Origin of the sequence: Bartonella tribocorum CIP 105476, assembly GCF_000196435.1 — a bacterium.
GTDB classification, from domain to species: domain Bacteria; phylum Pseudomonadota; class Alphaproteobacteria; order Rhizobiales; family Rhizobiaceae; genus Bartonella; species Bartonella tribocorum.
In genome coordinates, this window is record NC_010161.1 from 1800862 (window position 1) to 1825963 (window position 25102).

Sequence of the window (25102 nt, forward strand, 5' to 3'; positions counted from 1 at the left end):
AACAGATGTCAATGATGAAACGGGAAACTTTGCCTGAAGAATATATTCCCTATATACGCCACATTAACCAGCATGTCATTGCTTTAAGTTCACGCTGTTTGATGGTTGTGTTGGCCGTTGAAGGTGTAAATTTTGACACTGCAGATATTGATCAATTAAATTCTTTACACAACCAATTAAACACTCTTTTTAAAAATATTGCAGACGAGCGGGTTGCTTTATATTCTCACATCATCCGCCGTCGTGAAACGATTTATCCAGAAGGCCATTTTCTTTCATCTTTTGCAACAAAATTAGATGAAAAATATAAAAAGAAAATGGTTTCGCAAGAGCTGTATCGAAATGATCTATTTATTTCACTGCTTTGGAATCCCGCAGCAGATAAAACAGAACGATTGGTTGCATTTTTTCAGCGCTTGAGCAAAGCAAAAAAAACACAATCTGAACCCGATGAGGAAGCCATTCGTAAACTCGAAGAGCTAAGCCAAGATCTCATGCAAGGTTTGGAAGAATATAAAGTTCGTCTCCTATCAATCTATGAGCACGAAGGACTTTTATTTTCCGAACAAAGTGAATTTCTCCACCAGCTGGTGGGTGGAAGACGTGAACGTATTCCTCTTACATTTGGCACCATTGCCTCAACGATTTACTCAGATCGTGTTATTTTTGGGAAAGAAATTATCGAAATTCGTCATGAGAGCAATGAACGGTTCGTTGGCATGTTTGGATGGAAGGAATACCCTTCTAAAACACGCCCAGGGATGACCGATGGTTTGCTTACGGTACCATTTGAATTCATCTTAACACAATCCTTTGTTTTTAAAAGTAAAGCGGCTGCTAGTGCCATTATGAGCCGCAAACAAAATCAAATGATTAATGCGGCCGATCGTGCGAGCTCACAAATTGACGCACTGGATGAAGCCCTCGATGATTTGGAATCAAACCGTTTTGTTTTAGGCGAACATCACATTTCTTTAGCCGTTTTTGCAGATCATCCAAGAATATTGACTGAAAACTTATCAAAAGCACGTTCCCATTTAACCAATGGGGGAGCTGTAATTGCTAGAGAAGATTTAGGATTGGAAGCCGCATGGTGGGCACAACTTCCTGGAAACTTTAGCTATCGTGCGCGTTCAGGCGCCATCACCAGTAGAAACTTTGCCGCTTTATCACCCTTCCATTCTTTTCCCGTTGGCAAATTAAACGATAATGTTTGGGGCGCTGCTGTCGCGTTGCTAAAAACACAGGCTGGTTCACCTTATTATTTTAATTTTCATTATGGTGATCTCGGGAATACTTTTGTTTGTGGTCCGTCAGGCTCTGGTAAAACAGTGATTGTTAATTTTCTTCTTGCACAATTACAAAAACACAATCCAAGAATGGTTTTTTTTGACAAAGATCAAGGAGCAGAGATTTTTGTACGCGCTGGCGGTGGAAAATATAAGCCTTTAAAAAATGGACAGCCCACCGGTATTGCTCCCTTAAAGGGCATGGAATACAATGAAAAAAATAAAATCTTTCTTCGTAATTGGATCTTAAAGCTTGTGACCCCTGAAGGGCAAACGGTGACCGAAGAAGAGCGACAAGATATTGCCAAAGCCATTGATTCCTTAGAAAACTTACCCCCAACACAACGCTCTCTTGGTGCCCTTCAGCTGTTTTTTGACAACACATCCAAAGAAGGAATTGCCATGCGGTTACAACGCTGGATTAGAGGCAATGATTTAGGATGGGTTTTTGATAATGATCAAGATGATCTCAACTTAAATGCACAATTCATTGGCTATGACATGACCGATTTCTTAGACAACGAAGAAATTCGGCGTCCCTTAATGATGTATCTCTTTCACCGCATTCTTGATCTGATTGATGGACGACGCATCATTATTGTCGTTGATGAGTTCTGGAAAGCTTTGGAAGATGATTCATTCAAAGCTTTTGCGCAAGATCGGCTTAAAACAATTCGTAAACAAAACGGCTTAATGCTCTTTGCGACACAAAGCCCCAGAGATGCTCTAAACTCCACAATTGCGCACACAATTATTGAGCAATGCCCCACTCAAATATTTTTTCCCAATCAAAAAGCAAATTACAATGATTATGTCGAGGCTTTTAAACTCACTGAGCGCGAATTTGAACTGATACAGTCAGAATTAAGCAGAGAATCCCGTCGTTTTCTCGTCAAGCAAGGACAAAGCTCTGTTGTTGCAGAACTTAACTTACGTGGAATGAACGATGAGATCGCCGTTTTAAGCGGCACAACTAAAAATATTGAACTCATGAATGAAATTATAAACGAATATGGAACAGATCCTGAAAAATGGCTGCCCATATTTTATCAAAGGAGAAAAAATCAATGAAAAAATATGGCTTAGTGACACTATTATCTTTTTCTTTTATTTCTCATGCAATAGCACAAATGGCACCAGATGCTGATGAATATTATAAACAAGCACTTGAAAACACACAAAAATTAGATGCTGCAAAATCAGAAACGGCTGAAAGTATTTATAAAAGCGCGACTGAAACTGCAAATAAAATCAAAGAAATCAAAAGCCAGCTTGAAAACATTCAATCAAAAGCAGAGGCAAAACCTGAAGAATTACAAGCTCTTCGGCAAGATCTTCAAGTGAATCTTTCTCTTCTTCAAGCAAGTCTTCAAGCGAGTTCTTTAAAACTTCAGTCTCTTGATATGATTCAAGCAAGAGATACGAAGACAAAAGATGAACTCCGTGAAGAAAAGGAGAAAGAAAAGCATAAAAAACTTGAAGCAACATTAGACGAAAAAGAAAAAAAATTAAAAGAAAAAATTGAAAGTGCGCATACAGATGTCAGACTATAGTTTCTCTCCCTTTGAAAGCATTTCTGGGTATATTTTGAAACCTCTCGACAATGTGATGGACACAACGGTGAGTGGGTTATCTTCTGCTATTTCAGCCCCCTTAAATCTTGCCGCAATCATTTTTATCTTCCTTTATGGCTATAATGTTATGACAGGTCGCGTTGCGCTTTCCATGCATAGTCTTCTTAACAACGTTGTTAAAATTGTCGTTGTGACAACAATGGCAACGAATGCGGAGACGTTTAATACATATGTCAAAGATATTTTCTTCAATGATTTATCCAATGCTATTGGAAACGCGCTAAACAGCAATCCTGCAAACTCCAATGTTTTTGATTATATTTTGTTAAAAGCAAGTAAACGCTATCAAGACGTCTTATACAATGCTTGGTTTTTTGAAAAGATCGTTGTGGGGCTTCTTGGTTCTATAATGCTTCTCGCTGTTATTCTCTTTTGTATAGGTGGTTTTATTGTTCAAATGTTTGCACAAGTTGCACTCGTGATGATTATAGGTCTTGGACCTCTGTTCATTAGTTTATATTTGTTCAATGCAACACGAAAATACTCCGATGCATGGATTACAACTTTGATCAATTTTACCATTTTACAAGTTCTTGTGATTATGCTTGGAACCATTATATGTCAAGTTATCTTGCAAGTTCTCAAAGTTTCATATGATTCAATCTATGTTCTTTTCCCTCCTGTCATCGTCATTTCGATCATAGGGGTTATTATCTTCCGCGCGCTTCCCGGTATTGCAACAGCACTCGCCTCTGGCGGACCATACTTTAGCGCTGGTGTCTCTTCAGGAGGTCAGATTTTCACGATGATTGCCAATGGTGCAAGATCAAGTGGCAATGCCGTAAAGAGTGCCGCTTTACAAGTCTCAGGGGCTGCCGGTAATGCCGCTAAAGGTGCAGCGGCAAAAGCAGGCAAATTTGGAGGTGGTCGTGGTCGGTTTTAAGATAAAGCACCTCCTTAAAAGAATGAGCATTTTTGTTTTTGCCTTGCGTGCGCCCTTTGGCGCACGCACCGTGATCCTGTTCCATGAAAGACCTAAAATCCTAGGTCTTACAACAAAATCAATCACAATATTACATCACATAAATTTATAAAAGTGTTCAGGAATAAAAGCTCTTATGCATTGCATTCCAAGATATTTGTGAGTTCAAAAAATGAAACGAAAAATAACTTTTGTTATGATCCTAACAATCGCCCTTACCGGCTGTGCTTCTTTGAGTGGACCTAAAAAACCACCACGCTGTAATGGCAAACATACGCGTGCTTTAAATAAAGATAAGTGGGATTGGAACAATAAAAATATTGTCCTGCAAGAAAAGGCTGTAAAACCTGTTACCTCACCCATCATTCTCAATACTTTAGATAGTGAAAAAGAAACAGCCAACCTAACACTTCATCCAGCTTTATTAAAGCCGGTTATTCATGAAGCACAATTTGATAAAACTGTGGAGGTTACGCGTGAAAAGTGATGCCCTTGAAGAATATATAAAAGAAGCACGCTCATTTGACATTGATCGCATGCATGGCATGCGCGTGCGGATGAAAATTTCCATGGCTTTAACAGTGCTTTTTGGATTGATGACAATTGCGCTCGCTTTGGCTGTCGCAGCTTTGACGCCCTTGAAAACTGTAGAACCTTTTGTTATCCGCGTTGATAACTCAACAGGCATCATCGATACTGTAAGTGCCCTAAAAGAATCCCCTAGCGACTATGATGAAGCGATAACGCGTTATTTTGCTAGCCAATATGTTCGTGCTCGTGAAGGTTTTCAAGCATCAGAGGCAGAAAACAGTTTTCGCTTAGTCTCTCTTTTATCTTCTCCAAAAGAACAAAATCGTTTTGCAAAATGGTACGCGGGCAATAATCCAGAAAGTCCACAAAATATTTATCATAACATGATTGCTACAGTCACAATCAAATCAATCTCTTTTATAAGCAAAGATCTTATCCAAGTTCGTTACTATAAAACGGTCAGAGACTTTAGTGAAAAAGAAACTATTTCCCATTGGGTTTCAATCTTAAATTTTTCTTATGTTAACGCACACATTTCAACCTCTGACCGTCTCATCAACCCCCTTGGTTTTCAAGTATCGGAATATAGATCTGATCCAGAGGTGATAAAATGATCAGACTTTTACAAATAATCTTTTTAACTTTTATGATCACTCTCGGCTTTCATACGGTCCTCTCGTTTGCGGAAACAGCGCCTGTCAGTGCACGTAAAGATAACCGCATCAGATTTATCAATTATGACCCCTACAACGTCGTACAAATCATTGGCTCCATTCGCTCTTCAGTTCAACTGGAATTTGCCGATGATGAAGAAGTAACCTATGTAGGAATTGGAAATTCCGTTGCTTGGCAAGTTGCGCCAGCTGGCCACTTTGTTTTTCTCAAACCGCGTGAAGTTCAACCTGTAACTAATTTACAAATCGTCACAAGCCGCCAAGATGGAACAAAACGCTCTTATCAATTTGAGTTGCAAATCCGTGAAGGCGATGTTTCCGCCGGCAATGAGACCTATTTCTTGGTAAAGTTTCGCTATCCAGAAGATGAAGCCTTGCGTAAGAAATTAGCCGAAGCTGCAAAAGCCGAACAACGTGAAGAAAACTTTGTCAATGATATTTTAAATATCCATGAAGATTTTGGACCGCGCAATTGGGCTTATGAAGCCCAAGGCTCAACCCTCATTGAACCTACTTCTGTCTATGATAATGGAAAAACAACAACCTTTACCTTTTTAGGCAATGTTGAAATCCCAACCATTTACCTTGTAACGCCTGATGGACAAGAATCCCTCATTCCTAAATCAATTAAAGGCAACCAGGTTATTGTTCATGCGACAGCGGCACAATTCACGCTACGGCGTGGTAATGAAGTCTTGTGCATCTTTAATAAAAGGTTCGTCCCAGAAGGAATTAACCCTGAAACAGGGACAACATCACCATCTGTAAAACGTAAAGTGAACATAGGAAACAGCCATGAATAACAACGTGGATGAAAAAAATATTAACGATCGCGATACAATAAAAAATGCTCAAGGAAAAAGTCAACAAAGCAATGTAGGCAAAGCAATCGCTCTTGTTATTCTTTTCAGTGTCTGTCTTTATTTAGCCTATTCAACGCTTGTTACAGACAAAAAACAACCGATTGAATCTTCAAAAGAAGCATCAAAAGAAGGTAAAGTTATTAAACAAACAGAACTTTTTCGTCCTGCCCAGCCTGCTCCTCCCTCCGTTGAACCGGCTCACAGAAAGAACGCTCTGTTACCCAAAGTCGAGCTACCAACCCCCAACATCAATCAATTAAATTCTGATGATCCCCTGTTGGAAGCAGCACAACGTGCTCCTGTATTAGCTTACGCGAATACACAACAAGGCAAAACAAATTCACAAGCAAATAACGGCACTTTGCCACATCAACTTGAAAGCAAGCCTGATGAGACAACACAGCGCTTCAATCATCTTCTCAAACCTACAGTGCTTGAAGGTATTCGTGCTTCAACCCTTGGCAATCGAAATTATATCATCACGATGGGAACTTCTATCCCTTGTATCTTAGAAACCGCCATCAATAGTGATCAACAAGGGTTTGCCAGTTGTATCGTTTCCAGAGATATTTTATCAGACAATGGTCGCGTTGTTCTTCTTGATAAAGGTACCCAAATTGTTGGTGAATATCGCGCCGGTTTGAAAAAAGGCCAAAAACGTCTCTTTGTGCTATGGAATAGAGCAAAAACCCCCAATGGTATCATTATATCCTTAGCTTCACCGGCAACAGACAGTTTAGGGCGTTCTGGTATTGACGGTGATATTGATAATCATTGGTTAGAGAGGATTGGATCTGCACTTCTTGTATCCCTCATAAAAGATGCAACAAGCTATGCCAATAAACGTTTATCAAAAAAGCAAGACAAAGAAGAGAATGAAACAATCTCTTCAGGGCAAAACATTGCAAATATTATTGTCGAAAATTACGCGAATATTCCTCCAACTTTATCCAAAAACCAAGGTGAAATGGTGAATGTTTTTGTTGCCCGCGATTTAGATTTTTCCAGCGTTTATAAATTGAAAGTCATCGAAAACAAAAAGCAGATCATCAATCGGGCTGTTTCAAGAAACTTTTACAAGAATTCTGCGATACCTTTAAAATGAATCCAAATTTACGCACCATGAATGATGAAGCAGTCGCGATTGTTCTCACAAAACTTGAACCTATCAGTACTTTTTTGAGAGATGAGGGTCTTTTTGAAATTGTTATCAATCGTCCCTATCAAGTGATGACGGAAGGAATTGATGGGTGGAAAACGATAGAAGCACCTGCTCTCTCTTTTAATGAACTGATGGGAATTGCGAAAGTTGTCGCGTCCTATTCTAAGCAAAATATATCAGATAGGAATCCAATATTATCAGCGACTCTCCCAGGCAATGAGCGCATTCAAATTGTCATTCCACCCGCTGTCGAAAAAGACACAATTAGTATGACAATTCGTAAACCATCGTCGCAGAGTTTTTCTCTCGAAGAGCTTGCCAATAAAGGTCTCTTCTCATTATGTGAGCAGGTCTCTTTCACACCATTGAATGATTATCATGCGCGTTTTAACGAACTCAAAATCATCGAGCATAATCTAGCCAATGCCTACTGCAATAAAGACTTTGTTTCCTTTTTAAATCAGGCTGTAAAATGCCAAAAAAATATTCTGATTGCAGGAAAAACTGGTTCGGGTAAAACAACATTATCAAAGGCATTAATTGCAAAAATTCCTCAAGACGAGCGTATTATCACCATTGAAGACACACAGGAATTGGTGATACCGCACCCTAACCATGTCTCGATGATCTATTCAAAAGATGGACAAGGCTTAGCTTCTGTTGGTCCCAAAGAATTACTTGAATCATCTTTACGGATGCGTCCTGATCGTATTCTTTTGCAAGAGCTTCGAGATGGTACAGCCTTTTATTATATCCGCAATGTCAATTCAGGCCACCCAGGTTCCATTACGACCGTTCATGCATCAACAGCCCTTGCAGCCTTTGAACAAATGACCCTTTTGGTCAAAGAAAGTGAAGGAGGGGGGGATTTAGAGCGTGATGATATTCGAGGTTTATTGATTTCAATGATTGATATTATCATCCAATGCAAACGGGTTGAAGGAAAATTTAAGGTCACAGAAATTTATTATGATCCCTTCAAGCAACGTAACATTTTTGGCGGTGACTAAGACAAGATCATATCGGTTGAAGGCTCTTTTAAAGCAATGATTGTCCATAAAAGGAAAAATACATGAAAACCAAAACAACAGAAAACAGAGAAAACCTTTTATCAATGTCAGCAGAAGAATTAAAACAACGCCGCCAAACCGTTGATGCCGCCATCAACACCCATGCGATAGAGGGAATAAAGCTTCATTCCACAACGCTCAAAATTTTAGAAAAATATGCAAAAGGGAATATTTCACTCGAGGAATTTAACACTCTTATGGACAACGCTAGATTATAAGGAGATGACAATGCCAAAAGCCAAAGAAAAAACCAAAAATATAGAGACATCTTCTCCTCATCATTATGTCTATCCGAACACCACAACACTCAAAAATAAATATGGAATAACAAACTTTGACGCTTTTACTGCAAAATATACGCATGATACAGCAAAAGCCATAGTTAACCTGCGTGAAGCCCCCCTACCAGAAAAATTTGATAGCTCCTATCTATGCTCTATTCACCATCAATTGTTTAAAAATACCTTTGAATGGGCAGGACAGCCCCGCAATGTTCCCTTTACATTTTTAGACGAAAGCGTTACCGCCATGCCAGAGATGAAAAGGGCGGAATGGAACAATGTTTTTGCGAATGATGATGAGATTGAAGAAGGTTTACAAACATTAAATAAAACACTTGCAGAAAAAAACGCTTTGAGAAGCTTAACGCGCGAAGATTTTATTTCAGAAGCCGTACCACTCTTTGTCTCTCTCAAAAATATACGTCCATTCATAAATGGGAATGAACATACAATACACCTCTTTTTTGAAAAGCTTGCTCAAGCAGCAGAGCATCAGCTTGATTTTTCACTTGTTACAAAAGAACGCATGCTGGTTGCTAGTGTTGCAGCAATACAAAATGACAATCTAGAACCGATGCAACATCTGTTTGAAGATATCTCCAATCCCCAAAAAATTCATCTTTTAAAAGAATTCATGAGCAATATGAAAGAACTTGGACGCGATATTAATGATCGTTCTGTTATGGTCACAAAGGAAGGTGAAACTTACACGGGCACCTATAGGGGGGCTGGTCATGATAGCCTTGCTTTCAATGTGAATGGCGCTTACATCATCGGTGATAAAGAAGATCTCACACCAGAACAACTCAAAACATTAAAGCCTGGTGATAAATTTACCTTCACTGCCTCACAAACCCAAGAGTTAAAAAATATTCTCATTCCTAAAGAAACATTAGCGCCTTTATCAAAAACTGAAAAAGCTGAAATGATTGCAAAAGATGCCTGTGTCCACACCGCTCGAAACCAAATCCAACGATTGTCAAAAACTGTTTATGACAACGCAAAAACATTAGACAAAAAGATGGTTGCGATTATTAAAAATCCAGCCTTAGGTCAGCAACTTGCAGAGCAGATTGAGAGGTCACCCGACTCTGTTGCTCATCTTGCCGGTTTCAGTTTATGTGGACTCCAAAATCAGGCACGTGCAAACGCTAAAAATCATCTTGAGATGCTCTGTAGTGCTGTTGCAAATTTCGCGCATGCTGTCAAACATGCGGAGAAAGAAATTACGCAAGAACATGCAACAGAACAGAAACGCCGTGCAACCACAGTAGAAATGCCCAGTAAAAGCTTGCAAGATCTCTTCACCTTGCCAAAAGAATTACAGCAAGAATCTTTAGCAAAAAATCTTGGACTTCAAAAAGAGCTGAGCAATCTTGTAAAAAACATCAATAGCCGCCTCTCAGCAACTGAACATAAAGCTGTCAAAAATAATGATTACGAAACATTGGCTCAAAGTATTGGTGTCTCAGAAAATAAAGCCAAGCAAATTACACAAACCGTTAAGCAAGCCAAAGAAGTACACCAGCAAGCCTGCACGCGCACAGTTAACCATTCAAATGTACTCGCTATAGCCAGCTAAGAACAGATAAAACCTTCCTTTGAAGAGAAGCGCGCATAAACAAAAACGAGTTATTCTTATCTACGCCTTTGCAAAAGAAGTATTACACATCTGAAAAAAAGAGCATTTCACAGCAAATTCTAAAGAGAATTGAAAGCAAAATACAATGAAATATACCAAGACACAAATGGTCCTTATTTTAATCCCTATTGCTTTAGGTACTTTAACGATATTCCTTGTCCCTCATTTTTTGTTGTTGATAACAAATGGACTAAAGAGTAATCAAATTTATTGGACTCTTCGTTCAGAGCCTTTATTAATCTTAGTACTAACAGCTGCTATTTCATTGTTATACAGTCTCTCTCAAAAACTACACCTACGTAAAACAATTACTTTTGTCTCCGTTGTCTTTTTTGGAACCATTGCTCTTTACTATGTTGGGAGTGAAATAAAACGCTTAAGTCCCTATGTTGGTCAACAAGGAATAACGTGGAGTTATGCGCTTCAATTTATGGATCCTATGGTTGTCTTTGGCATCATCATTGGTACTTTTTTTTCTCTCATTCAATTCATTACAACCTCTCCACCTAAAAATAAGGTCAAGCGTGCCAAAAAAGAGGTTTTTGGGGGAGCGGCATGGATGGATTTAAGAGAAGCAGCAAAAATCTTTCCTGCCGATGGGCAAATTGTTGTGGGGGAAAGATACCGTGTTGATCAAGATAATGTATGCAAAATTCCATTTGCACCTGGCAATAAAACAACATGGGGGAAAGGTGGAGCAGTACCTTTGCTAACCTTTAATCTTGATTTTGGTTCAACCCATATGATCTTTTTTGCTGGTTCTGGTGGTTATAAAACCACAAGTACAGTAATTCCTACGTGTTTAACCTATCCAGGGTCTATTATTTGTCTTGATCCTTCAACAGAAGTTGCCCCAATCGTCAAATTTGCTCGTCAAAAGATGGGCAATAGAAATGTTATTATTCTTGATCCTAATTCACTTTTAACAAAAAGTTTTAATGTCATCGATTGGCTTTTAGACGACAGTGTACCCCGCACACAACGTGAAGCAAATATTGTTAGCTTTTCCAAATTGCTTCTCACGGATAAAAAATCAGACAATTCTTCGGCGGAATATTTCTCGACACAAGCCCATAATCTTTTAACGGCTCTTCTTGCTCATGTGATATTTTCTGATGAATATGAAGACCATGAGCGCAACTTAAAAACATTGCGTGGAATTCTCTCTCAATCAGAAACAGCTATTATCAATCAATTACGCATGATTCAAGAAACAACCCCTTCTCCTTTTATTCGTGAAATGGTGGGTATTTTTACAGAAATGGCAGAACAAACTTTTTCAGGAGTCTATACAACTGCCTCAAAAGACACCCAATGGCTTTCTTTGTCTAATTACGCAGATCTTGTCTGCGGTGATGATTTTTCCTCCTCAGATATTGCCAATGGTAATATAGATGTTTTTCTCAATCTCCCCGCCAGCATTTTAAACAGCTATCCAGCGATAGGACGTGTAATTATTGGTGCCTTTCTCAATGCTATGGTTACAGCAGACGGTAACTATAAAAAGCGTGTTTTATTTGTCTTAGATGAAGTTGATCTTCTAGGCTATATGAATATTTTAGAAGAAGCTCGTGATCGTGGACGTAAATACGGCACATCCTTAATGCTCTTTTATCAATCCACGGGTCAGTTGGTCAATCACTTTGGTGAATCAGGGGCACGTTCATGGTTTGAAAGCTGCTCCTTTGTCAGTTATGCTGCCATTAAAGACCTCCAAACAGCGAAAGAGATTTCAGAACGCTGTGGTCAAATGACCGTTGAAGTCACCGGAGTAAGCAAATCAAGAGGTTTATCTTTAGGAAAGAGCTCTTACAATATCAATTACCAACAAAGAGCTCTCATTTTACCCCACGAGGTTATTCAAGAAATGCGTCAAGATGAACAAATTATTCTTATGCAAGGGCAACCTCCCTTGCGATGTGGCCGTGCCATCTATTTCAGAAGAAAAGAAATGTTAGCTGCTTCTGCAAAAAATCGTTTTGCCCCACAAAAGAAAAACTAGCTTCCCCATTATAGATATTGAATAAAACAACAAAAAGTCATACATCCCTGTTTTTTAAAAGCCTATAAAAAAACATCTACATACAAAAAAACAGGGGCAAAAAAATCCATGATTTTTCCTTTTATATTTTGTGAATCGCCTTTCCAGCACCCATGATCTTAAAAAAGTCTCTATACCCCCCATACACCAACCAATAGCGACACCAATCCCCCCTAAAAAGGAACACATTCCTAAAAAGTTTTTCATATATAACTTTTAAATACATTGATTTATAATGATAATTCATATTTTTGTGTTGAATGAGAGACTCTGTAGCATAAGATTTTCTCATTTCAAATCTGTTCCATGTTGACTCAATCATAACCCTATCATTGGCATGTCAAAAGTGGGGTCCTCAAGTAAAGTAGAACTGCACAAGAAAGACATACCTTTTCATAAACCACCTTAAAGTCCAAGGGGTGGTCCGCAATATTTTAGCGCTGGCACAAATTGGTGATGCTATCAGCTTCTTTATGAAGCGTAAAATGGGAGCGCTCAATAGATTTTATACACTTTATGAGGATACCATTATACCATTCACGAGCATCGTCGCCAAATGGGTATGTTAAAAAATACCTCTTTAAAACAATCCTAAGAAGACGCAACATAATGGCGTTCTATTTTACGCAAAAAGCACACCTCCGCTAAAGAATATAATCAACAAAAGATTTGCCTTTGAGACAAAAAACGCTCAAAATACCCACGCGATAGACAGCCTTTCCCCCAAAAAAACATCCACGATATACACCAAAATGAATAAAACATTCTTAGACAAGTTTTTCCCCTTTACGATATCATTACGTGTTCTATTTTAACAACTAAGCGCTGAAAAAACACTTTTTTCCTAGTCCAAAGAAAGTTTTCCCCTCTTATAGATCTTAAAACAGCACAATCAATTAATAAGAGCAACGAACAAAGTTAAAAAACATTTTATTGCAAACATACCCAAACAAGATGTCCACACAAACCAATAAGAAAAACATAATGGAGAAAAATTCTTGATAATTTCTTTTATCCATAGACTTCCCAATCTGAACACTATGCATGAAAAATCCCCAAGCCCTCCGATAACCAAGAGCAATCCCCTCCGCCATATTCACGCCCTTCATCAAGGTGCTCTTGCAAACAACTTTTTTAAAGGCAAAACAACGAAAATCTTAAGCAATATTTTCCTTTTTGACCTCTTCCCTCCTCCTTCAAAGGATGAAGATTTCACCCAGAGTCTCTTTATCAAAAATCTGTTTTTTCCCCTTATGGGATTCCTACCGCCGTCTTAACTACCAGTATTTTACAGCACAACAGGATCATAAACAAAAGGAAACATCAGAGAAGCTAAAATAAATGAAAAAAGGAATAGGCATGAAAATAATCGCAACAAAACATTCTGTATCTCTCCTGCTGAAAACCTTTCAAAATCCCCACAAAAGGATTGATACAACTATCCGTACACTTGAAGGAAGAGCACTTTCTCTCAAAACACTCAAAATCTCAAAAGAATACGCGAAGGGGAATTTTCACATGCAACGTTTAAAACGCGCCTCAACCGCCACCCTATCCTTTAAGGAGAGTTTATATGTTAGAGCAAAATTATCTATATAAAGGAACCACAACACTCAAAAATAAATATGGCATAAAAGACCCTAATAAACTGTATGAACGATGTAACCATGACGTTGTTAAAGAAGCCGTCAACTTTCGCCATGAACCACCTCCACAAAACTTTGATGCCGCTTATCTAAGCTTAATCCACTGGAGTCTCTTCCACAAAACTTTTGAATGGGCAGGACACACCCGCGATACATCCTTTACATTTGAAGATGGCACCACTGCCCGCATGCCAGCGATGCGTCCTAAAGGTTATGAAGCTCCTTTTGCGATCGGTCCACAGATAAAAAAAGAACTCAAACAACTTGAAAAAACACTGAATCAGAAGAACAATTTAAAAGGTTTATCGCACCAAGAATTTGCTGAAAATGCCGCTGACGTTTTTATGGCACTCGAGCACGCACACCCTTTTAGAAAAGGCAATGGGCGCGCCAATCGAATGTTTATGGAAAAACTGGGACAAGCCGCAGGACATACCGTTGACTTTTCTTTCATCACAAAAGGACGCATGACAACAGCTTGTATTGAAGCCATGCAATATGGCAATTCCCAACCGATGAAAGATCTTTTTGAAGATATCACTCATCCACAAAAATCCGTTATTTTAAAAGAATTCATCTCCCAGATGAGAGAAGCTGGACTGAATGAAATTAACAATCGTGTTGTTGTTGCTGCAAAGGAAGGAATCCCCTATGAAGGCATCTTTAGAGGCACTTCAGCGGAAGGGTTTGTTATGGAAATAGAGGGAGCTTTCGTCGTTGGGCACAAAGATGATCTCTCCCCAGAACAGATCAAAACATTACGCAATGGCGACCACCTCTGCTTTCAAAAAACCAATGTTCAAAATGTAAAAGAAACACTGATCCCAAAAGAAACATTATCCCCTCTCACCCATGAAGCGTTATTCGCAAAGATTTCAAATGACGCTTATGTAGAAGCATGCCGAAAAGAAATCGAACATTTATCAAAGACTGTTTATGGTAAAATGCAAGCCTTAAAGACAAAATTGGATATCGTAACAGCCGCTCCAAACTTAGGAAATCAGTTTGCCGATGAAATTTTAGAAAACCCTCAATCAATTTCTAAATTTGCTGGGCGTAAAATACTTGGCATGAAAAGCTCAAATCGCAAGTACGCAGAACAAACTGTTCCACAACTCTGCCAAGCCCTTAAAAATTATGGTACAATAACACAACAAGCAAAAGATACAATTCTAGAACAACACCAAAGAGAACAAAATCGCCTAAGCCATTCAGTCGAAAAACCTAAAAAAAATTTACAAAACCTTTTTTCCTTATCAGAAGAACAACAAAGGGAAGCTTTATTGCATTCTCCAGCACTACAACAAGAACTCCATACCTTTTCACGTCAACTAAAAAATCGTCTCTCTTCAGAAGAGCATAAAGCCATACACGAAAAAGATCATACAAGACTGGCGTGCCTTCTTGGTACATCAGAAAGCAAAGCAAAAGAAATTGCACACACTGTAAAGAATACCAAAGAAGCACAATGTCAAGCCCGCAGCTTAAAAGTTAGTCGTTCCTCATCACTGGCTCTTACAGGCTAAAAACGTATCAACTTTTACCTTCCAACAGAACTCTTGGTTTCAATCATCTCCTCTCCATTGCACACACGAATTGTTTTAGAATATTACAAAAAATAGTCCTAAAAATAGATCCTGTAATTTATTATAACTTATTGATAAAATTTCATAAAAAAACTTTATAAAAGACATAAATTTCCATTACACACTCACATGAATAGCGCGAAATCTTTGGAAACCATTCAGTTTGATATTCTTCTTTTATCCTAAAAGATATCAAGAAAGCGGGGAACGTACCAAAGAGGTTTTCTAAAATATTGAAAGGAAACAGCCGTGAAAAAAAGTCACCCACAACCAGACTCCCAAAATCCAGAAACCCAGAATCCAGAGGCTCTCTACGCTAAAGTTAATAAACCACGCAAAAGAGGAGGTCCGCGCATACTAAGCCCAGAAGAAATACAAGCAAATACTAGAAGACACCCCCCCAGTGACTATGATACGCCTCCTTCTCAACAACAAACAGAAAACATCTATGCTCCCCAAAATCCATCACTAGAAACTGCCTATGCTCCTCAAAGACCACTAGGGAATCCCTATGACAGACCTGGTGGGACGCCAAGTAATGGGCGGCGTGCTAGCAGGCTCGCAGATCCCTATGCCGTCGTTAATCTGGCAACGGGTGAGACAGAGTCCGAACAGCGAATAAATCCCCTCTACGACTCACCGAGCGGAAGCAATCAAGATCTGCGCCCTCCGCAACGACCAGAACATCTCTATGCAGAGCTTGATTTTAGTGAAAATGGTGGAGGCTCTACCCATAAACCAATAGAAGCTCTCTACGCAAAAGTTAATAAACCACACAGGAGAGGAGGTCCGCGCATACCAAGTCCAGAAGAAATACAAAGCAGAGATGCCAGAGAACCTAACAGAGGACAGCCGCCTAGAGGCTATGATACGCCCCCTTCTCAACAACAAGCAGAAAGCATCTATGCCCCCCAAGATCCCCTACAAGAAACTGCCTATGCCCCACAAAGACCATTAGGGAATCCCTATGACAGACTTGGTGGGACGCCAAGTAATGGGCGGCGTGCTAAAAAGCTCGCAGCCCCCTATGCCGTCGTTAATCTGGCAACGGGTGAGACAGAATCCGAACAGCGAATAAATCCCCTCTACGATTCACCAAGCGGTAGCTCTCAAGATCTACGCCCCCCTGCCTCGGAACCAGAAGAACATCTCTATGCAGAGCCTAACTTTGGTCTCAATGGACGCTCTCCCCAAAAAACTGTAGAATCTGTCTATGCAAAACTTGGCATGGGTGCTGAAGGCGGTCAAGAATCCCAACAACGGACAAATCCCATATATGAAGGTGTTGGCAGAGCAACAACACCTCCTCCCAGAAGCCCGAAAGATCAGCTTACAACAAGTCTTTTAACAAACGTAAGCTTTCAAGAGAATGTAGAAGAAGTCCAAAAGTGGTGTGAAATTGTTTATGGTAACAGGCACGCTTTAAATGTACAACTTGCCAAGGTTCTTGACGATCCTAAAAATGGGGAAAATATCCTATGGGAGCTTGCAGAAAATCCTGAAGGTTCTGCTAGACTTGCAGGTAGAACAGTCTTTGGCATAAAAAGCCCTGATCGCAGAACCGCTGAAGATGGCTTTAATCCCCTTTTCTCAGCTTTTGAGAAACATGTACATGTGACACAAAAGCTCCATAAACAGTTTACACGTGAGCAAGAAAGAGGTCAAGAACAAGAGAGAGCGGAAGGAACCCCAGAAAACAGACGTCGTCATCACCACCATCATCATCGCCATCATCACGCAAGAGGACAAAACCAAGACAGTCCAGAGCACAGCCCACAACGACAAAGACAGGCAGAAAACAAAGGAATGTCTTATGCCATGTAAGGGGAGCATAGAATAAAAACAGATCGTTTTTGTTTTTCATGTAATTTCTTTTTCATAAGTTCTCTTGGTGCAAATCGTTTTATCGTGATTGCACCAAGAATTGTTTTAGAATGTTACATAAAATATGTCCTAAAAATGTATTCTGTAATTTATTATAACTTATTGATAAGATTTCATAAAAAAACTGTATAAAAGACATAAACGTCCATTACATATCAACTTGAATAGCGCGAAATCTTTGGAGGTCATTCAGTTGGATATCTTCCTTTGTGTAAAAGTTATCAAAACTAAAAGTGGGGAATGCACCAAAGAGGTTTTCTAGAAATATTGAAAGGAAACATGTATGAAAAAACATCATCCACACCCAGAGCCCCTCTATGCACAAGTTAATAAACAAAACAGAGGAAACCAGCGCACCCAAAACCCAGAAGAGGACGTTCTATATGCATCTGTTAGCGAGGTCTCCCCTCTTTCAAGAGGGAGGCGTCCTGATCGGAAAAGTGGGGGGACTGAAACTGATTACACAGAGGTTGCTCCCCCAAAACGTGAAGAGGAAATTCTATACGCATCAGTGAGCACCTCCTCCCCTCTTTCAAGAGGTAGACACCATACTCAAAGGAATGAAGGTCCTGAAACAGACTATACAGAGGTCTCTCCGCACCAAAAAGGAAGATCATCTTCACCTTCTCTCACAACTGACCAAAAGAGTGTAATGCTTTTAAAAAATCCGCAGGTCCAAGCACGTGCAGAAGAGGTCATACATTGGAGTAAAATTGTTTATGGCGATGATACAATTTTCCAAAAACATTTGCAAAGCATACTTACAGATCCCAATAAAGGAAAAGAGCTTTCAGATCAACTTGCTGAAGATCCTGAATCTATACATAGGCTTGCTGGCCGCTCCGCACTTGGACTAAAAAGTCAAACACGCAGAGCAGCTGAAGACGGTTTTAAACCGCTTGTTGACGCCATTGATGATTATACAAAGACTGTAGAAGACGCAACAAAGAGGCTATCGCAAACCCCTCTAGCGGAACAAAAACGTCATCACCATCACCACCATCATCATCGTCATCACGAAAGGGGACTAAACCAAGAGAGTCCAGAACACAGCCCTCAACGACAAAGACATGGAGACAAAGGAATGGCTTATGCCATGTAAAGTGGCATAAACATAAAACAGATCATTTTTGTTTTTCATATAATCTTTTTTTATAGGTTTTCTTGGCGCAAATTGTTTATCGCGATTGCGCCAAGAATTGTTTTAGAATGTTACAAAAAGTGATCCTAAAATAGTCCTAAAGATGGACTCTATCATTGATGATAACTTATTGATAAAATTTCATAAAAAAACTGTATAAAAGACACAAAGCTCCATTACTCTGATCTCAAATAGCGCAGATCTTTGTAGCTCATTCAGTTCGATATCTTCTTTTGTCTCCAAGCGATCCAAGCATAAAGGACGAGAATGCTCCAAAGAGGTTTTCTAAAACAATTCTTGAAAGGAAACATGCATGAAAAAAGACCACCCTCATCCTTTTCCATCCTCTTCAATACAAGAACTTATAAAGCTCTATGAACAAGCAGCGGCAGAGGTCTCTGGTCCAGCCCCCCTCCCTAAAGAAGCTCCTTCAAAAAGCAAGAGGCTGTCAACAATACTGGAAAAAGATGAGGAAAGACAATCTCTTTTAAGAGAAGAAACTGTTACGGAGGAAGTTACACAAGCATCCGGTAGGATGACGAATCCAACAACACCATTCACAAGAAGCAGCTCGACCAAAAGGCCACAAGAACCTGAAACAACACGCGCAACAGTTGCTTCACAAAGGGCAACAAGAATTCTCTCAGAAGAAGAAATCACTCTGTTGCTTCAACACAATTCATTGGTTCGAACATATCAAGAAGAAATACAACATTTATCCGCAAATGCCTATGGCAACCCCAATATTTTGCAAGAAAAAATGCAGGAAATTCAAAGAAATCCCGCTGCAGGAGAAGAACTCTCATGGCGCATGGCAGCTTATCCTGAAAGTCTTGCTAAACTTTCCGGCACCAGCATGTTTGGCTTCAAAAATCGAGCGCGCCGACAAGCGGAAGAGAATTTTTCCGCCCTATGTGTCACCCTTGATGGTTATACAGAAGCTGTAAAACAAGCAAGAGAGAGCCTATCACGATCTCCAGAGCAAGAACTCAAAAACTATGAACGCTTCATGGGAAAGTCCGCCGTCGCTGAACTTCTAAAAAAACCGTATCACCGTGAAAAAGAAAGCTCTTCAGAAGCAGAAATTTCCATCCAAATTCACCAACATTCAAAAGTCAAAAGACATCATGCTCAAATCCAGTATTGGTGTAAAGTTGTTTTTGGCGACGAAAACATTTTGCAATCACACGTAGAAGTTCTTTTCCAAAACCCTGAAATGATAGAGCAGCTAGCACAGCAACTTGCCGGAAATCCTCAATCTTTTCACAAATACGCTGGTCGCAACTTTTGTGGCTTAAAAAATAGAGCACGCAGACATGCTGAAGCAGGTCTTTCTCACCTTATTGATGCCACGGACAACTATGCAACAGCTGTAACACAAGTAAGAGAGAGCCTTTCAAGAACTCAGCAGACAAACCAAGAACACAATGAAACATCTGAGAGAACGCAAGTCTTGCATCAACAACAAAGTGTCTCACAGTCTGTGCAACGCCCTGATCCTTCAACAGTAACGCATGAAGGAGCAACGCCCTCTACGCAACAAAGAGAAACAGATTTTCGTCCTCGCAAAACTGCCGCTCCAAAATCGATGGCTTTTGCCAGCTAAACAAACGTAATTCTCGCCTTTGAATCTAACATCTTGGCGCAATCATGAGAAAGGTGGTTTGTGCCAAGAAAGAGAGGAAGTTGAAACAAAATTCATTCTCCCATCACTTCATCTAAACACCTGATAAAACAGTATTGAGACAGTGATCATGAACTACAGTAAGAGAGTAAAATCTTATAAAACTCCTTAGTTTCATATCCTCTCTCATAAAAATACGTGAAAAAGCATAAAACAGAATAAACACTAAGGCACGTTCTTAAATAATATTTCAAAACAATATTGGAAGAGCTTGAAAGGAACATACATGAAAAAAAGAAACCCCTCCCCTTTAATAGCCGAAATGATGGCAAAATTTCAACAACAGGCTGAACAATCTCCCACCAGTCCCTCCCATTCCCAAGTTTCTCAAAGTGTGCCAAAACCACCTGTACAAAAACGCCCAGAGAATTTGTCACATCCCCCAAAGGTTGCGCCACCGCCCCCCCTACGTATGAGAGATAAAACACCAGCTGATACAAAAATCCAAAAGCCTGAAACCCAAGAAAGCTCCTCCGCGCACATAAAAACGCCTCCACAAAGACCTCCACGTGCAAAAGATAGAGAACAAAACAAACAAACGGCTCAAGAATCCCCCTCTCTACAGACAAAAATGGCTCCGCCCAAACCTCCACGCATAAAAGATAAAACACCAGCCGACACAAAAATCCAAAAGCCTGAAACCCAAGAAAGCTCCTCCGCGCACATAAAAACGCCTCCACAAAGACCTCCACGTGCGAAGGATAGAGAACAAAACAAACAAACGGCTCAAGAATCCCCCTCTCTACAGACAAAAATGGCTCCGCCCAAACCTCCACGCATAAAAGATAAAACACCAGCCGACACAAAAATCCAAAAGCCTGAAACCCAAGAAAGCTCCTCCGCACACATAAAAACGCCTCCACCAAAACCTCCACGTGCAAAAGATAGAGAACAAAACAAACAAACGGCTCAAGAATCCCCCTCTCTACAGACAAAAATGCCTCCGCCCACCCCCCCACGCATAAAAGATAAAACACCAGCCAACGCAACAATCCAAGTGCAAACCAGCACAAAAAACCAAAATCTAGAAACCATTGCTCCAAGTGTTAGACCCAAAACACCACAGCACAGGCAAGTCAGGCAGCAAAGCAGTTCATCATCACAAAACAGTGAGTCATATGCAGTACCTCCTTCAAGAAAACCACACCAAATAGGAGACAGACAAAAAAGTGAGGCTGCCATCCAAAAAACAGCAATTAGACAACCAAAACCGTCTCAGGAGCGTAAAGCATCTATTAATACAATGGAAAAAAAGCTATTGCTCGAAGCATACCATGAAGAAATACGATTTTTATGTAAAAAGACTTTTGGTGACCGACTCATTTTAGAATCAAGAATAGAAGCCATCAAAGAAAACCCCAATATGGGAGAACAACTCTTATGGGATGTTACAAAAAAACCTCAGTCTATTTCTAAGCTTGCTGGTAGAAAAGTTCTTGGCATAAAAAATGGAGCGCGCAAACAAGCTGAAGAAACGCTTTCCCCCCTATATGCTGCCATAGAAGGCTTTGTATATACTGCAAAATATGTACAAGAGAATACTTCACAAAATTCTCACACAAAACAACAACAGCATCAACAAGCGCAACAGGAAGGAGCAATTAGTCAACACGCACGAAATCCTCTCCATTCAGAAAAGAAAATCCAGCCTCTCTCAAATCAAGAAATTGCCCGCAGAGTTCAACAAAACCCATCGGTTCAATATGGTCAAAGAGAAGTCCAATATTGGTGTCAAAAAGTTTATAGAGACCCATTTATTTTTAACGACAGAATGGAAGATATGCAAAAAATTCCAGAGATAGGAGAAGAGCTCGTATGGCAAATTGAAAACCATTCTCAGCTTTTTACTCCACTTGCTGGTAAAAAAGTCCTTGGTGTAAAAAACGAAGCACGCAAAACTGCTGAAGAAAGTCTTTCCACCCTTTGTACCGCCATTAAGGATTATGCAGACACTATAAAACAGGTAAGAGAAAGTATCGTGCTGCACAATCAAGAACAACAAAAACACCATCAGCCTCTTAGCGAAATAGATAAAAAATTACAAAAACAGCAAAGCCTATCGCAGTCCGCAAAACCACTTGAACGCTCAACAGTAAAGCAGCATAAAGAGCTTACTGAAGCATCGAAACAAGAAGAGCGACCGCCTATTCGACCACGCAAAGCCGAAACATCAAAAACAATGGCTTTATCCTGATAGTCTCATCATCGTTGGCTTTTCATATAAAACTTTGGTGCAACTATCTCGCCAAGATTGCACCAAAGACAGCGTGTAACATACAGAAAAATTTGAATAAACTGTCATATGACAAAACGCATTGATAAAATTTCACGATAACATTTCATAAAAATTACTACCATTAACGTTGTTCCATTATTAACTTGGTTTCACGCAAATAAGGTTAATTTTTTTCAATCATTCGAATAGACATTCTTCTTCGAAGAAGAAAACGCTACGAAAATAATATAAGGCAAAAAGTGCAAAAAAAGCTTTTAAAAAAACAAATATTAAAAACTTGAAAGGAAATATGCATGAAAGAAAACACAGAACAGAGTGCCTCCTCCACAGAAGAATTGCAAGAACACCCCCCTGCAATTAATGCCGCCATTTCTAAGAAAATCAATGAAGAAGCGCAAAATTTTTTCTACCCCAATAGCAAGGTGCTTAAAAATAAATACCGCATCAAAGATAAAGAAATATTAATGGAACGGTGTTCTGATGATGTCAAAAAAGAAATGATCAAACTGCGTCAAGAACCTCCCCCAGAACAGTTTAATTCCTCCTATCTAAAATATCTTCATCAACGTCTTTTTTCCCGTGCATTTGAATGGGCAGGACAAACCCGCCAAGCACCTTTTACCTTTGCAGATAGCAGTGTTGCTTCCATGCCCATTTTGAAAAGAAAAGAATTTACACAACCTTTTGCAATTGGCAGAAAAGTACAGGAGGGACTAGAAAAGTTAGATAAAACACTTGCTGAAAAAAATAATTTAAAAGGCTTATCCCGCGAAGAATTTGTTGAACATGCTGCTCAACTGATGATAGATCTACACCACTTGCATCCTTTCAGAGAGGGTAATAGGCGCACAAAAAGACTGTTTGTTGAAAAACTTGGGCAAGCCGCAGGACATGAACTAAACTTTTCACTTGTGAGTAAAAAACGCAAAAACTTTGTCCGCGCGGCCGCCATGGAACGTGGCGATCCAGAGCCCATGAAGCATCTGCTTGAGGATATCTCCCATCCAGAAAAATCGCTCATTTTACAAGAATTCACCGACTCTATGAAAAAGCTTGGAATGGGTGAAAAAAATTATTATCTCGCTGTCGTCGCAAAAGAAGGAGAAACCTATCATGGGACCTATAGAGGCTGTGGAAACAAGGGCTTTATGATGGATGCTCAGGGAACTCTTATCTTGGGAAATAAAAAAGATCTCACCCCAGAACAAAGACAAACATTAACAATTGGTGAGGCCTTTTCCTTTACAGCACCAAAGGCTCAAAGCCTGCAAAAAATACAGCTTCCAGAAGACAAAAGAGCCGCTCCCAAAAACGATGAAATCACTGAAAAGCGCAAAGACAACGCATCCATTCACACAAAAAGAAAGGTAAAAGCTCATTTTGCACCATGGACTGCCTCTCATGCTTTACAGGACAGCGTTGAAGTTATGCCCCAAAGTCTACCAGAAAAAGAACAAATGGCACAGCCAATGGCGCAATCTTTTTCTGCGGAGCAAAGGCAAAAAAAATTCCAAGAAACCATTTTACAGACCAACAATAGAACAACAAATGATCAAATATCTGTCCAAATAACAAAGGAAAAACACTCTGATCATCAAGAAAGAGCAAAACAACACCCCAAAAAAGCAATGGTATACTGGGACATTGCTACAAAGAAAACGGAAACCGCCTCTCTCCCCTCATCTGAGAAATTATCCTTATCGCCTGAAACCAAAGAAGAGCGCACACCAGAACAAAGACAAACATTAAAAAAAGGTGATCTCCTCTCCTTTACTGCACCAAGACCTCAATACCAGCAAGAAATGCTGATCCCCGCAGAAAAAATACCTCCTCTTACAAGCGACGAAATTATCACAAGAATAAAAAACAACGCATCACTTCAAGAAAGAAGAACAGAAATCCAAACTCTATGCCAAATCGTTTACGGCAATCGGCATATTTTGCAGGAAAAAATTGAGAGAATCCATGAAAATCGCACGGAGGGAGAACAGCTCACTTATCAAATTGCCACATCTCCTCAATCGATTGCTAAGTTTTCTGGAAGCAATAGATTTGGCATAAAAAATAACGCGCGCACCAATGCTGAAGCAAATATTTTACCCCTCTGTAGAGCCATTGAGTGTTATATCGATATTTTTAAACAAACAGAAAGAGACATTCTCCATGACCATCACGCAAAACAAAGGCGCTGTAAACAAGCGGTAGAAATGCCTGAAGCGTGGATGCAAAATCTCCTGTCCTTGCCAAAAGAACAGCAGAAAGAAACGTTATCAAACTCTCCTGAATTAAGAGGAGAAATAAGGGATTATATCAGAAAAATCAATGAACGTTTATCCTCAAGCGAGCATGAAGCGATAAAGGAAAGCAATTCCGAAAAACTAGCTAAGAGTCTTGGTACATCAGCCGTCAAAGCAAAAGAGATTCTGGCAATCGTCAAGCAAACAAAAGAGATAGAACATAACATACACTCCATGGATTTTTATGACCGCAAATTGAATGAGTGTTCAGCGCCAAACCAACGTCAATCCATCCAGCATCAGTTGATAAAGAAAAACACTGAAAAAATATGTTTGAATACGCTTGATAAAGAAGCAAGTAAAGCGCAGAAAGTAACAGAAAATATTCAATCATACAAAACGCAGTACACAAAAGCCATGACTCTCTAAAATTCATATAAGCTTTAATTTTTTTGCTCTCTCTGGTAGAAAAGGTTGCCTTTCCTCTCTGCTTTTATCGGCAAACCAATCGTGCATCCACAAGATGCTAAAACCATAAGAGAGCAACTTTATTTTCTCAGATTTTTCTCTCATCAACTG

The 25102-nt window shown here is 39.6% G+C and carries 18 protein-coding genes; all 18 read left to right on the forward strand.

All coding sequences use genetic code 11. From position 1 onward, the window contains the following. Positions 1–5 precede the first annotated feature (5 nt). The gene (locus tag BTR_RS08035; RefSeq protein WP_012232117.1) at positions 6–2360 is read left to right on the forward strand and encodes a VirB4 family type IV secretion/conjugal transfer ATPase; all 2355 of its coding nucleotides are present in this window, start codon (positions 6–8) and stop codon (positions 2358–2360) included. Beyond that, positions 2357–2842 (forward strand): TrbJ/VirB5 family protein, encoded by a 486-nt coding sequence (locus tag BTR_RS08040; protein ID WP_012232118.1) that lies wholly within the window; start codon positions 2357–2359, stop codon positions 2840–2842. Before BTR_RS08035 ends, BTR_RS08040 begins: the two co-directional genes overlap by 4 nt. Further along, positions 2829–3806 carry a TrbL/VirB6 family protein gene (locus tag BTR_RS08045; protein WP_012232119.1) on the forward strand — a complete coding sequence of 326 codons (978 nt, stop codon included), beginning with the start codon at positions 2829–2831 and terminating at the stop codon, positions 3804–3806. The genes BTR_RS08040 and BTR_RS08045 overlap by 14 nt, the downstream gene beginning before the upstream one ends. A gap of 211 nt (positions 3807–4017) precedes the next feature. Continuing rightward, the gene (locus BTR_RS08050) at positions 4018–4332 is read left to right on the forward strand and encodes a hypothetical protein (protein ID WP_012232120.1); all 315 of its coding nucleotides are present in this window, start codon (positions 4018–4020) and stop codon (positions 4330–4332) included. Then, complete coding sequence (locus BTR_RS08055) at positions 4286–4990, forward strand: VirB8 family type IV secretion system protein (protein WP_197537137.1); 705 nt, start codon at positions 4286–4288, stop codon at positions 4988–4990. The genes BTR_RS08050 and BTR_RS08055 overlap by 47 nt, the downstream gene beginning before the upstream one ends. Continuing rightward, positions 4987–5853: a P-type conjugative transfer protein VirB9 gene (virB9, locus tag BTR_RS08060; protein WP_012232122.1), complete on the forward strand. Its 867-nt coding sequence runs from the start codon at positions 4987–4989 to the stop codon at positions 5851–5853. The genes BTR_RS08055 and virB9 overlap by 4 nt, the downstream gene beginning before the upstream one ends. Further along, a complete protein-coding gene (gene virB10, locus BTR_RS08065; protein WP_012232123.1) occupies positions 5846–7018 on the forward strand; it encodes a type IV secretion system protein VirB10 in 1173 nt (390 codons plus the stop codon). The genes virB9 and virB10 overlap by 8 nt, the downstream gene beginning before the upstream one ends. Then, a complete protein-coding gene (virB11, locus tag BTR_RS08070) occupies positions 7015–8085 on the forward strand; it encodes a P-type DNA transfer ATPase VirB11 (protein WP_012232124.1) in 1071 nt (356 codons plus the stop codon). Before virB10 ends, virB11 begins: the two co-directional genes overlap by 4 nt. Positions 8086–8147: 62 nt before the next feature. Further along, positions 8148–8363, forward strand: coding sequence for an antitoxin VbhA family protein (locus BTR_RS08075; RefSeq protein WP_012232125.1), 216 nt, complete (start codon positions 8148–8150; stop codon positions 8361–8363). Positions 8364–8373: 10 nt separating this feature from the next. After that, positions 8374–10008 carry a BID domain-containing T4SS effector gene (locus BTR_RS08080; protein ID WP_012232126.1) on the forward strand — a complete coding sequence of 545 codons (1635 nt, stop codon included), beginning with the start codon at positions 8374–8376 and terminating at the stop codon, positions 10006–10008. 145 nt (positions 10009–10153) lie between these two features. Further along, complete coding sequence (traG, locus tag BTR_RS08085; RefSeq protein ID WP_012232127.1) at positions 10154–12070, forward strand: Ti-type conjugative transfer system protein TraG; 1917 nt, start codon at positions 10154–10156, stop codon at positions 12068–12070. A gap of 1398 nt (positions 12071–13468) precedes the next feature. After that, entirely contained in the window at positions 13469–13708 is a 240-nt protein-coding gene (locus tag BTR_RS08100) for a hypothetical protein (RefSeq protein ID WP_145972899.1), read from the forward strand. Continuing rightward, positions 13683–15281, forward strand: a complete 1599-nt coding sequence (locus BTR_RS08105) for a BID domain-containing T4SS effector (protein ID WP_012232128.1) — start codon at positions 13683–13685, stop codon at positions 15279–15281. The genes BTR_RS08100 and BTR_RS08105 overlap by 26 nt, the downstream gene beginning before the upstream one ends. Positions 15282–15590: 309 nt before the next feature. After that, positions 15591–17165, forward strand: coding sequence for a BID domain-containing T4SS effector (locus tag BTR_RS08110; protein ID WP_012232129.1), 1575 nt, complete (start codon positions 15591–15593; stop codon positions 17163–17165). A 343-nt stretch (positions 17166–17508) separates the two neighbouring features. Next, positions 17509–18327 carry a BID domain-containing T4SS effector gene (locus BTR_RS08115; RefSeq protein ID WP_012232130.1) on the forward strand — a complete coding sequence of 273 codons (819 nt, stop codon included), beginning with the start codon at positions 17509–17511 and terminating at the stop codon, positions 18325–18327. A gap of 352 nt (positions 18328–18679) precedes the next feature. After that, a complete protein-coding gene (locus tag BTR_RS08120) occupies positions 18680–19972 on the forward strand; it encodes a BID domain-containing T4SS effector (protein ID WP_012232131.1) in 1293 nt (430 codons plus the stop codon). 304 nt (positions 19973–20276) lie between these two features. Next, on the forward strand, positions 20277–22244 hold the full coding sequence (locus BTR_RS08125) for a BID domain-containing T4SS effector (RefSeq protein ID WP_012232132.1): 1968 nt from the start codon (positions 20277–20279) through the stop codon (positions 22242–22244). Positions 22245–22579: 335 nt separating this feature from the next. Next, positions 22580–24952: a BID domain-containing T4SS effector gene (locus tag BTR_RS08130; protein ID WP_012232133.1), complete on the forward strand. Its 2373-nt coding sequence runs from the start codon at positions 22580–22582 to the stop codon at positions 24950–24952. The last annotated feature ends 150 nt before the right edge of the window (positions 24953–25102 follow it).

Bases quoted from the DNA above. Each gene is read 5' to 3' on its own strand.
- BTR_RS08035 (WP_012232117.1), top strand. From the start codon at position 6: ATGTCAATGATGAAACGGGAAACTTTGCCTGAAGAATATATTCCCTAT.
- BTR_RS08040 (WP_012232118.1), top strand. From the start codon at position 2,357: ATGAAAAAATATGGCTTAGTGACACTATTATCTTTTTCTTTTATTTCT.
- BTR_RS08045 (WP_012232119.1), top strand. From the start codon at position 2,829: ATGTCAGACTATAGTTTCTCTCCCTTTGAAAGCATTTCTGGGTATATT.
- BTR_RS08050 (WP_012232120.1), top strand. From the start codon at position 4,018: ATGAAACGAAAAATAACTTTTGTTATGATCCTAACAATCGCCCTTACC.
- BTR_RS08055 (WP_197537137.1), top strand. From the start codon at position 4,286: ATGAAGCACAATTTGATAAAACTGTGGAGGTTACGCGTGAAAAGTGAT.
- virB9 (WP_012232122.1), top strand. From the start codon at position 4,987: ATGATCAGACTTTTACAAATAATCTTTTTAACTTTTATGATCACTCTC.
- virB10 (WP_012232123.1), top strand. From the start codon at position 5,846: ATGAATAACAACGTGGATGAAAAAAATATTAACGATCGCGATACAATA.
- virB11 (WP_012232124.1), top strand. From the start codon at position 7,015: ATGAATCCAAATTTACGCACCATGAATGATGAAGCAGTCGCGATTGTT.
- BTR_RS08075 (WP_012232125.1), top strand. From the start codon at position 8,148: ATGAAAACCAAAACAACAGAAAACAGAGAAAACCTTTTATCAATGTCA.
- BTR_RS08080 (WP_012232126.1), top strand. From the start codon at position 8,374: ATGCCAAAAGCCAAAGAAAAAACCAAAAATATAGAGACATCTTCTCCT.
- traG (WP_012232127.1), top strand. From the start codon at position 10,154: ATGAAATATACCAAGACACAAATGGTCCTTATTTTAATCCCTATTGCT.
- BTR_RS08100 (WP_145972899.1), top strand. From the start codon at position 13,469: ATGAAAATAATCGCAACAAAACATTCTGTATCTCTCCTGCTGAAAACC.
- BTR_RS08105 (WP_012232128.1), top strand. From the start codon at position 13,683: ATGTTAGAGCAAAATTATCTATATAAAGGAACCACAACACTCAAAAAT.
- BTR_RS08115 (WP_012232130.1), top strand. From the start codon at position 17,509: ATGAAAAAACATCATCCACACCCAGAGCCCCTCTATGCACAAGTTAAT.
- BTR_RS08120 (WP_012232131.1), top strand. From the start codon at position 18,680: ATGAAAAAAGACCACCCTCATCCTTTTCCATCCTCTTCAATACAAGAA.
- BTR_RS08125 (WP_012232132.1), top strand. From the start codon at position 20,277: ATGAAAAAAAGAAACCCCTCCCCTTTAATAGCCGAAATGATGGCAAAA.
- BTR_RS08130 (WP_012232133.1), top strand. From the start codon at position 22,580: ATGAAAGAAAACACAGAACAGAGTGCCTCCTCCACAGAAGAATTGCAA.